General features: G+C 68.0%; 8 protein-coding genes. 4 read left to right on the plus strand and 4 right to left on the minus strand.

Going from position 1 to position 9,543, the window contains the following annotated elements; all coding sequences use genetic code 11:
- The first annotated feature begins 245 nt into the window (after positions 1-245).
- Both ACT4N8_RS06720 and ACT4N8_RS06725 read left to right on the plus strand, forming a co-directional pair.
- Positions 246-1,667 carry a transglutaminase domain-containing protein gene (locus ACT4N8_RS06720; protein ID WP_444857365.1) on the plus strand — a complete coding sequence of 474 codons (1,422 nt, stop codon included), beginning with the start codon at positions 246-248 and terminating at the stop codon, positions 1,665-1,667.
- Positions 1,668-1,908: 241 nt separating this feature from the next.
- On the plus strand, positions 1,909-2,385 hold the full coding sequence (locus ACT4N8_RS06725) for a hypothetical protein (RefSeq protein WP_444857366.1): 477 nt from the start codon (positions 1,909-1,911) through the stop codon (positions 2,383-2,385).
- Between the two features lie 215 nt (positions 2,386-2,600).
- On the opposite strand, the gene ACT4N8_RS06730 is transcribed toward ACT4N8_RS06725, so the two are convergent.
- The 4 genes from ACT4N8_RS06730 to ACT4N8_RS06745 form a co-directional block, all read right to left on the minus strand.
- Positions 2,601-3,602: a retropepsin-like aspartic protease gene (locus ACT4N8_RS06730; protein WP_444857367.1), complete on the minus strand. Its 1,002-nt coding sequence runs from the start codon at positions 3,600-3,602 to the stop codon at positions 2,601-2,603.
- 95 nt (positions 3,603-3,697) lie between these two features.
- Positions 3,698-7,150: a transcription-repair coupling factor gene (mfd, locus tag ACT4N8_RS06735; protein ID WP_444857368.1), complete on the minus strand. Its 3,453-nt coding sequence runs from the start codon at positions 7,148-7,150 to the stop codon at positions 3,698-3,700.
- A 7-nt stretch (positions 7,151-7,157) separates the two neighbouring features.
- Positions 7,158-7,421: an FAD assembly factor SdhE gene (locus ACT4N8_RS06740; protein ID WP_444857369.1), complete on the minus strand. Its 264-nt coding sequence runs from the start codon at positions 7,419-7,421 to the stop codon at positions 7,158-7,160.
- Between the two features lie 179 nt (positions 7,422-7,600).
- The gene (locus tag ACT4N8_RS06745) at positions 7,601-8,152 is read right to left on the minus strand and encodes a hypothetical protein (RefSeq protein WP_444857370.1); all 552 of its coding nucleotides are present in this window, start codon (positions 8,150-8,152) and stop codon (positions 7,601-7,603) included.
- Between the two features lie 337 nt (positions 8,153-8,489).
- Between ACT4N8_RS06745 and ACT4N8_RS06750 the strand changes: the two genes are divergently transcribed.
- Both ACT4N8_RS06750 and ACT4N8_RS06755 read left to right on the plus strand, forming a co-directional pair.
- Entirely contained in the window at positions 8,490-9,062 is a 573-nt protein-coding gene (locus ACT4N8_RS06750) for an RNA polymerase sigma factor (protein WP_444857371.1), read from the plus strand.
- 8 nt (positions 9,063-9,070) lie between these two features.
- The gene (locus ACT4N8_RS06755) at positions 9,071-9,427 is read left to right on the plus strand and encodes a DUF6768 family protein (protein ID WP_444857372.1); all 357 of its coding nucleotides are present in this window, start codon (positions 9,071-9,073) and stop codon (positions 9,425-9,427) included.
- Positions 9,428-9,543: the final 116 nt, after the last annotated feature.

The raw sequence follows: 9,543 nt of genomic DNA on the forward strand, positions 1-9,543 counted from the left end.
TACGCCGCGTTAACCAGCTCGCAGCGGCGTGTCCCGTCGGCGTCCTCACTGCCATTCTTCGCGTCGGCGTCCTGCGGGTGGGGGTAGTTCTCGTATTCGGCCTGTCCACCCGCGTGGACGTTCCGTAGCTCGGCGCGTCCGTGGCGGGACTGCTCCTGCTCGCGCCCGAGCCGCCGCCGGGCCGGTTGCGCCTCGGCCTGAGCTGGGAAGAGGGGCAGGAGCCCCGGCTCAGGATGACGCCCGATATGGACGCCGTCGCCGAGCGGCGCGGACGCTCGCTCAACTTGCGCTTCGACAACGCCGAGACGCTGATGCCACCCAACGATGCGCCGCCGCGTTACCGCTGGCAGCGCGTGGTCGAATATAGCGATTTTTCGGACTGGGCGGCGATCTCCCGGCACTTCGCGCCACTGTTCGCACAGGCCTCGAGCCTGGCTCCCGGATCGTCGCTCCGACAGGAGGCCAGGCGGATCGCCGCCGCCCATTCAAACCCGCTCGACCGCGCGCGCGCCGCACTCAGGCTGGTGCAGCAGGAGGTGCGCTACATCTATGTCGGCTTGAACGGCGGGAACCTGACGCCCGCCACGGCCGACGAGACCTGGCAGCGCCGCTACGGCGATTGCAAGGGGAAGACAGCATTGCTGCTGGCGCTTCTGGCCGAGCTGGGGATCGAGGCGGAGCCGGTGCTCGCCAATAATGCCGGCGCCGACGACGGGCTCGACGCGCGGTTGCCGAATCCGATGATGTTCGATCACGTGCTCGTCCGGGCGCGGATCAACGGCACGGACTATTGGCTCGACGGCACCCTTCCCCCGGTAGCCGGGCCGAGCGCGGATCCGGTCATGCCCTACCGCTGGTTCTTGCCGCTGAGGGCGCGCGGTGGTTCCATCCAGCCTCTTGAGTGGCGCCCGGCCGAACGCCCCGACGAGGTGACGCTGCACGAGATCGACTCGAGGGCCGGCTTCGACCAGCCGGCGCGGATCACCACGACGACGATCGTGCGCGGCATCCAGGGTCTGCAGCAGCAGGTCCAGTTCTCCGCGCTGACACCGGCCCAGCTGCTCAACGCCTTTCGACAGCAAGGGGTCGGCAATACCTGGCAGGCAATCGACGACGTTCAATGGCGCTACGACCCGGCGGCTCGAGCGAGCGTGCTGACCATCAGCGGCACCGGAACGGTCGACTGGCAGGATGACGGCAACGGAGCGAGGTCGCTCACGCTGCCCGGCGGCGGTTTCAGCCCGCCGGAGAGGCGGGCTCGTTCCGCCGAGCAGAATCAGGACCTGCCTTTTTACAACGAGCCGGGATTCGCCTGCCACGTCACGACCGTTCGGCTGCCGGACTCGACGCATGCGTCGCACTGGTCTTTCAACTCGGGCTTCGACACCCGAATGTTCGGCCGCAACCATTACCGCGCCTTCGAGCTTCGCGACGGCGCGATCCGCATGGTCCGCGGCTCCCGCATCGAGCGGCGCGAGCTCGAAGCGGCCATCGTCAGGCGGGACAATGCGCGGATCGCCGCCTTCGACAACACCATGGCTTTGATCTCTTACAACCCGACGCGAGGTCGGTCTGACACCGCTGCGGGTACAAGGGTCCCTGCCACGTATGAGATCGACTGGACGGCCGACTATGTTCCTTGTCTTTCCTCTATCGCGGCGAACTGAGGGGTGCCTCGTCCATAGCCGTGTAGGATGCGGGGCCGACCTGTGGACTCGATCCGCGCCTGAACTAAGGGTCTGCTTTTGCTGAGGGCGCCCGCAGCCACGGAAGTCCGACATGGGCGCCTTTCAGCCTCTACGCGATTCCGCTTGTTCCGGAGCCGCAACAGGCGAATAAACGGCGCGCATCGGGGCGGGCGCAGAACGGCCCGGACGCACCACGGCCCTTGGGAGAGGGGAGGCCGTCATGATCCGCAAGAGAATCACCAGCCGCCGTTCGTTCCTGGCGCGGGTGGCCGGGGGCGGCGCAGCCTTCGGCGCGCTCGGCCTGCTCGGCGCGTCCGGCGCGGGGGCGCAGAATATCCGCTATTCGGGGGTCACCGATTGCGACGCCGGCAACGGCGCCGACCGGCCCGGCTACGGCACGGGCGTGCGCAACCAATATACCGACATGGACACCGGCCCGGGCTCGGACCCGCGCTGCCAAGGCCGCGGCTCGAGCACCGGCGCGAACACCGGCACCCAGTACAATCCGAACGACCAGCGCTTCACCCGCTGCTCGGACAGCGATTACGGCCAATATGGCGATCCCGGCGGCTACGGCCGCGCCTGTCGCGGCCTGACGCCGAACCCATATGCGCCGCGCACGTCCGGCTGCACCGACAGCGATCCCGGCGGAACCGGCGACCCGATCGGCAACGGCCGCCGCTGCACGCCGCGCTAGGGCGCCGCGGCCGCCGCCGCATCGTGCGGCGCGCCCGCGCGCACCGCCGCCAGGAAGGTGGCCTATGCCGCCGCATCCACTCGCGACCGGGCCCGCGAATCGCTGTTCCGGCTCATCGGCGAGCTTAGGACATAAAAGGAACAGTGTAGGAAAGGATTTTTTACCAGATAGGCGAAATGGCGACCAGGCGCCCCTCGAATTCGGCGGCTTCGAAGCTAGTGGCCGAGGCCGGCCGGGCCGCTGGCGTGCCGGAGGGCCGCCATGCGGGTGCCGGGATCGAGACCGCTGGTCGGCGGGACCAGGCGGACCCGGCGGTTGGCGAAATCGATGGAGACGCGATCGAAAATCCTCAGCGCGTCCATGCCGAGCAAGATGGCCGGACGATGGGCGACATCGAGGTGACGGAAAAGCTCCACGTCGGCGAAGGCGATCGGCAGGTCCTCCATGTGGACGCCGCCCATGCGCAGCCGGTTCACCACCATATATTCGGCGATCACCTGGTCGCCGGTGACCCCCATCAGCGAGATCATGCGGGTCTCGCCGAGCCGGTTGCCGCGGGCGAGGCGGCGGCGCAGCGCGCTGTTGCCGATCGTCACCTGCGAGCCGGTGTCGATAATGACCGTGACGCGCTGGCCGTCGAGGCTGGCGTTGGTGAGGATCATCCGGCCGAGCCGGGTGCGGCCCCGGACGACGATCTCGCCCGGGGGCGAGCGATCGTCCTCGATGTGCGAGGCGGACAAGGTCAGCTCGCGGTTGGCGAAATCGAAGATCACGCGCTGCGAGCGGAGCGAATCGACGCCGAGCATGCCCTGCGCGCCGAGATTGCGCTGGGCCAAAGCGGGGGCGTGGATGGTGGGCAGGGTGCGGCGGCCGATTTCGAGCTCGGGGATCATCACGCTCGGCACCCGGGTGACCTGCGAGACGCTGGCGAGGCTGATCCCGCCGCCGGGATCGAGGCCGAGGCTCTGAGCGAGCTCGCGCGAGATGACGGTGCGCTCCGCGCCGGTGTCGACGACGAAGCGATAGGGGCCCTGGCCGGCGATGTTGACCTCGACCGTCATCCGGTTCGCCGGATCGGCGGCGTAGGCGATCGTCTCGGCCTGGTCGGCGGGGCCCTTGGTGCGCTCGATCAGGCTGCCCGTGGGCGTGGTGCGCTGCTGCGCGGACGCGGCGGTGGCGAGGGCGCAGCAGAGGAGGATGGCAAGGCGACGCTTCATCACAGAGGAGCCCTTTCGTTCGCTTTTAGCGCAGCGGGGGCCATGCGCGAAACGCTTTCGACGAAGCGCATGCCTGGTTCGACGTGGTCCGGCGTTCAGGCGAGAATTTTGCCGAGGCCCTTGGAGAGCTGGAGGGCGCCGTTGAGGCGGGCGCCTGCGTCCGGCCAGTCGCGGGCGATGACCAGCTTGCTGTCCGGGCGGAGCCGCGCTGTGCCCTTGAGCCGCTCGACATAAGCGAGGAGGCCGGAAAGGTCCGGGAACTCGTCGTTGTGGAAATGGACGAGCGCGCCCTTCGGCCCGACGTCGAGCCGGGCGACCTGGGCGGCGCGGCAGTTCAGCTTGATCTCGATCACCTTGAGCAGATTTTCCGTTTCGGCGGGGAGCGTGCCAAAACGGTCGATCAGCTCGGCGGCGAAGCCCTCGATCTCGGCCGCGCCGGCGAGCTCGTTGATCCGGCGGTAGAGGCCCATGCGCAGGTCGAGATCGGGGACGTAGTCATCGGGGATCAGGATCGGCGCGTCGACCGTGATCTGCGGCGAGAATTGCTCGGGCCGCTTTTCGAGCCCGCCCGCCTTGGCCTCGAGGATCGCCTCCTCGAGCATCGATTGGTAGAGCTCGAAGCCGACCTCCCTGATATGGCCCGATTGCTCGTCGCCGAGCAGATTGCCGGCGCCGCGTATGTCGAGATCGTGGGTAGCGAGCTGGAAGCCCGCGCCGAGGCTGTCCAAAGCGGCGAGCACCTGGAGGCGCTTGTCGGCGGTCTCGGTGATCAGGCGGTCGGCCGGCGTCGTGAAATAGGCGTAGGCGCGGGTTTTCGCCCGCCCGACGCGGCCGCGCAGCTGGTAAAGCTGGGCGAGGCCGAAGCGGTCGGCGCGGTGGACGATGAGGGTGTTCGCGGTGGGGATGTCGAGGCCGGATTCGACGATCGTGGTCGAGAGCAGAACCTCGTAGCGCCGGTCGTAGAAGGCGCTCATCCGTTCCTCGACCTCGGTCGGAGACATCTGACCGTGGGCGGCGACGAAGCGAACCTCGGGCACCTCCTCGCGCAGGAACTGCTCGATATCGGGGAGGTCGGCGATGCGAGGGACGACGAAGAAGCTCTGCCCGCCGCGATAATGTTCGCGCAGCAGCGCCTCGCGGACCACGACCGGGTCCCACGGCATGACGTAGGTGCGCACCGCGAGCCGGTCGACCGGCGGCGTCTGGATGACCGAGAGTTCGCGCAGCCCCGACATCGCCATTTGCAGGGTGCGCGGGATCGGGGTGGCGGTGAGGGTGAGGACATGGACGTCCGAGCGCAGCGCCTTCAATTTCTCCTTGTGGGTGACGCCGAAGCGCTGCTCCTCGTCGACGATGACCAGGCCGAGATTCTTGAAGGTCACGCTTTTGGCGAGCAGCGCATGGGTACCGATGACGATGTCGATCCTGCCCGCGGCGACGCCCTCCTTGGTCGCCTTCGCCTCGGCGGCGGGGACGAGGCGGGAGAGGCGACCGAGCTCGATCGGAAAGCCCTGAAAGCGCTCACGAAACATGTTGTAATGCTGGCGGGCGAGCAAAGTCGTCGGGGCGATCAAAGCGACCTGCAGCCCGGCCATCGCGGCGACGAAGGCGGCGCGCAGCGCGACCTCGGTCTTGCCGAAGCCGACGTCGCCGCAGACCAGCCGGTCCATCGGCTTGCCCGCCTCGAGATCGGCGAGAACGTCGGCGATGGCGCGGTCCTGGTCCTCGGTCTCCTCGAACGGGAAGCGGTCGGCGAAGGCGGCGTAGCCGGTGTCGGGCTCGGCGACCGCGCCGGGGCGGAGCGCGCGTTCGGCGGCGACCTTGATCAGCTCGCCGGCGATGGCGCGGATGCGCTCCTTCATCCGCGACTTGCGCCGCTGCCAGGCCTCGCCGCCGAGCCGATCGAGCGCGACGCCCTCGCTTTCCGAGCCGTAGCGCGAGAGGATGTCGATATTCTCGACCGGCACGTAGAGCTTGTCGCCGCCCGCATATTCGAGCGCGACGCAATCGTGCGGCGCGCGCTGGACCGGGATCTGGGTCAGCCCCTCGTAGCGGCCAATGCCGTGATCGGCGTGGACGACGAGGTCGCCGGGAGTGAGCGTCGCCAGCTCGTCGAGGAAAGCCTGGCTCGATTTCTTGCGACGGCGGCGGACGATGCGGTCGCCGAGCATGTCCTGTTCGGTGAGCAGGGCGACGTCGCTTGTGGCGAAGCCGTGATCGAGCTGGATGACGGCGAGCGCAACTTGGCCTTTGGCGGCGGTACCAAGCCCTTCCTGCCAACTCTCCGCTTCGGCCGTCTTGGCTAGACCATGGTCGGCGAGCAGGCCCTTCAGGCGGTCGCGGGCGCCGGCGGAATAGCTGGCGAGGACCACCTTGCGCTTCGTCCGGCGCAGTTCGGCGATATGACCGATCACCGCCTCATAGACGTTGCTGCCCTGCGCCCGCTCCGGCGCAAAATCGCGGGCCGGGTCGACCTCGAAATCGAGCACTCGCGCGGCTTCGGGCTCGTGGAAGGGGGTCACGAGGTGCAGCGGCCGCTCGACGGCGATCCCGTCCCATTCCTCGCGGGTGAGATACAGCGTCTCGGGCGCCAGCGGGCGGTAGCTGCCGGGATCGGCGGATTGGGCGCGGCGGCGATTCTCGTAATAATCGGCGATCGCTTCGAAGCGCGCCTCGGCCGCGCCGGCGTCGCCGGGATCGCGGACGACGAGATCGTCCGGCCCGAGATGATCGAACAGGGTCGCCAGTCTTTCCTCGAACAAGGGAAGCCAATGATCGAGACCGGCGATGCGGCGCCCATCTGACACGGCCTGGTAGAGCGGGTCGCCGGTCGCGGTCGCGCCGAACAATTCGCGGTAGGACGAGCGGAAGCGCTTGACGCTCTCCTCGTCGAGCAGGGTCTCGGAGGCGGGCAGCAGGGTGAAGCCCTGGATCCGGTCGATGCTGCGCTGGCTCGCCGCGTCGAAGCGGCGCACGCTCTCGATCTCGTCGCCGAAGAAATCGAGGCGGAGGGCATGCTCCTCGCCCGACGGATAGAGATCGACGATGCCGCCGCGGACCGCGAACTCGCCGGGATCGCGCACCGTCTCGGTGCGGCCATAGCCGTTGGCGGCGAGCAGCTGGCTGAGTCGGTCGATGTCGATCCGCTCACCGGGCGCGAGCCGGGCGACGAGCTGGCGGACGCGGAAGGGGCTCAGCGTCCGTTGGAGCGCCGCGTTCACCGTGGTGACGAGCAGTTGCGGGCGCTCCGCCTTGCGCTGGAGTGCGTGCAGCGTGGCCAGCCGCTCGGAGGTGCTGCGCAGCGACGGCGAGGCGCGGTCGTAGGGCAGGCAATCCCAGGCCGGGAAGACCAGGGTTTCGAGTTCCGGCGCGAAATAATGTGCAGCATCGGCGAGCGCCCGCATCGCCGCCTCGTCGGGGGCGATGAATACCGCCCGGCCTTTCGCGGCGCGCGCGAGATCGGCCGCCAGCCACGGCAGGAAGCCCGCCGGCACGCCCGCCAACGTCATCGGCGCCTTGGCCGCGAGGATCTTCTGAAGCTCGGTCACGATCGCGTCAGGGCAGCTTCATGTAATCGAGGGCCTGCAGGCGGGTCATCATCGGCCCCTGCCAGCGTTCGGGGACGGCGGTTTTTCCCATCGCCCAGGCGAGAAGGTCGACATCCTGCTCCTCGAGGATCGCCTCGAACCAGACGATGTCTGCTTCGTCCCAGCTTTCGTGCCAGCGATCGAAATAGGCGCCGACCAGCATGTCCGCCTCGCGGATGCCGCGATGGTGGGCGCGAAAGCGGAGACGTTTCAGGCGGGCGTCGCGGTCCATGGATCCCATGCGGAAAAGGCCGCTCTGGACATTCCAGGGCGGCTTGCGAAGTGCCCATGTAGGCAAGCCTTTTCCGTCATTCCAGCGAAAGCTGGAATCCCGCTTTTCTGGAGACAGGGGGATCCAGCCTTCGCTGGAATGACGAGCTAGGCACCATCGGCGTGAAACGCCGGCGCGGCTTATTCCTGCGTGGCCGCCCTGAGTGCCTGGGTTTTCGGGTTGTCGGCGGGCGCCGTCTCGGGCGGCGACGGGAGTGGCAGCATCGTCTCGAAAAGGAGCCTGAGGCCTCTCGGAATCGCGAAAATACCGAACTTTCCCTTCATCATCAGCCGCCCGAGGGTCTGCTTCGCGTCCGGGTGACCCCGTTTGGCGGCATAGTCCAGCAGGGACCTGATCTCGCGGCAGGTCGCACGGGTCGGGGAGCGATCGTAGCGAAGCCGTGCGAGCCAGAAATAAGCGGGGACGAAGTCCTGGCGAACGCCGTCCTCCAGCACCGCCTCGCTCTCATCGGCATCGCCATGCTCCGCCAGCAGCCGGGCATATCCGATCGTTGCCAACCATGACCCAGCGCAGATCGCCCGATAATAATGGTCCGCGGCGTGGTCGAAATCTGCCGCCACGACGGTCCCGGCGTGGTAATGCCGTGCGACCGCTTCCGTCGCCCAAGCCGAGCCTGCCTCCGCCGCCTCCAGAAGCATCCGGAAAGCGGCTTCGGGGTCAGCGTCGCGCAAGGCCCAAAACTCTTCAATCAGCTCGCGATTCCGATCCGAGTCGGACCACCAGAGCTCGTCCTGGTTTGAATTTGCCGCCTCCCAGGCTTCGCACCGATCCCAGTGCGACCGCCAAAGTGCCTCGCAACTGAACTCGGCTTCCCCGCCGAGCCAGCGGCGCAGCCTCGCGCAGATCTTGCAGGTGGACAAGCTCGCGCCTCCTCAAATTCGGCAACGGCCTCAATCTAATACCGGGTCCGAGGTTTGACAAATGAAGCGGGAGCCGGACCACGTCAGCCACGCATCCGAGAAAAATCCGACATTCGATTGAACCGCGCCCCGCTTTCGCGCCACCTTGATGCGTGAACGGAGATGGGTGGGGATGGTGGCCGGCAAGGTTTCGCGGCTTCTCGACGAATATCTGCTGGTCTCGGCCCGCGCCGGCGACCGGCGGGCGTTCGAAGCGCTGGCACGGCGCTGGCAGAAGAAATTGCTCGCCCATGCCCGGCGGCTGCTCGGCGATGCGGAAGGCGCGCGGGACGCGGTGCAGGAAGGGTGGCTCGAGATCGTGCGCGGCCTGCCGCGGCTGCGCGACGAGCGCGCCTTTCCGGCCTGGGCCTATCGGATCGTCACGAGGCGTTGCGCAAAGGCGATTGGGGCGGCGGTGCGCGGGCGTAACGTGGCGGCGGAGCTGGAGGCCGAAGCCGGGGCAGAGGCGCCGGTGCAGGAATCGGCTCACGACCATGACCGGCTGCGCGCGGCGATCCGGGCGCTGTCCGAGGAGCAGCGCGCCGCCATCGCCCTGTTCCATTTCGAGGAATTGAGCGTCGCCGAGGTGGCAGTCGCTCTCGACGTTCCGGCGGGCACGGTGAAGACCCGCCTGATGCACGCGCGCCGCAAGCTTCGCGCCGCGCTTGGAGGAGACGAATGATGCGCGACGTGGACGAGCTGATCGACGAGGCGCTGGACGCCGAAGAGCGCGAATTGCTGCGCACGCTCGACGAGCCCGGCTTCTTCAGCCTGGCCTTCGGCGTGTTCCAGGGCCCGAGCGGCTGGATGAGCATGGTGATGATGTTCTGGCAGACAGTGATGTTCATCACCGGCGTATGGGCGGCGTGGCACTTCTTCGAAGCCGCCGACCCGGTGACCCAGCTGCGCTGGGGTCTCCCGGCGATGCTGCTGCTGCTCTTTGCGGGGATGCTCAAGATGGCGCTGATCCCGCGAATGGAGAGCAACCGCCTGCTGCGCGAGCTGAAGCGAGTCGAGCTCCAGATCGCCGCGGCGGCGCGGCGTTAGCCGGAACGGGCCTGGGGTGGCGCGGCGGCTCCACGAAACAGGTGGACGCCGACCAAGGCGCCCCAGGCCGCCTGGATCGCATACACGATGAGGGCGCCTGTGACGTCCATGGCGAT

Origin of the sequence: Sphingosinicella sp. (assembly GCF_052387495.1) — a bacterium.
GTDB lineage: Bacteria > Pseudomonadota > Alphaproteobacteria > Sphingomonadales > Sphingomonadaceae > Allosphingosinicella.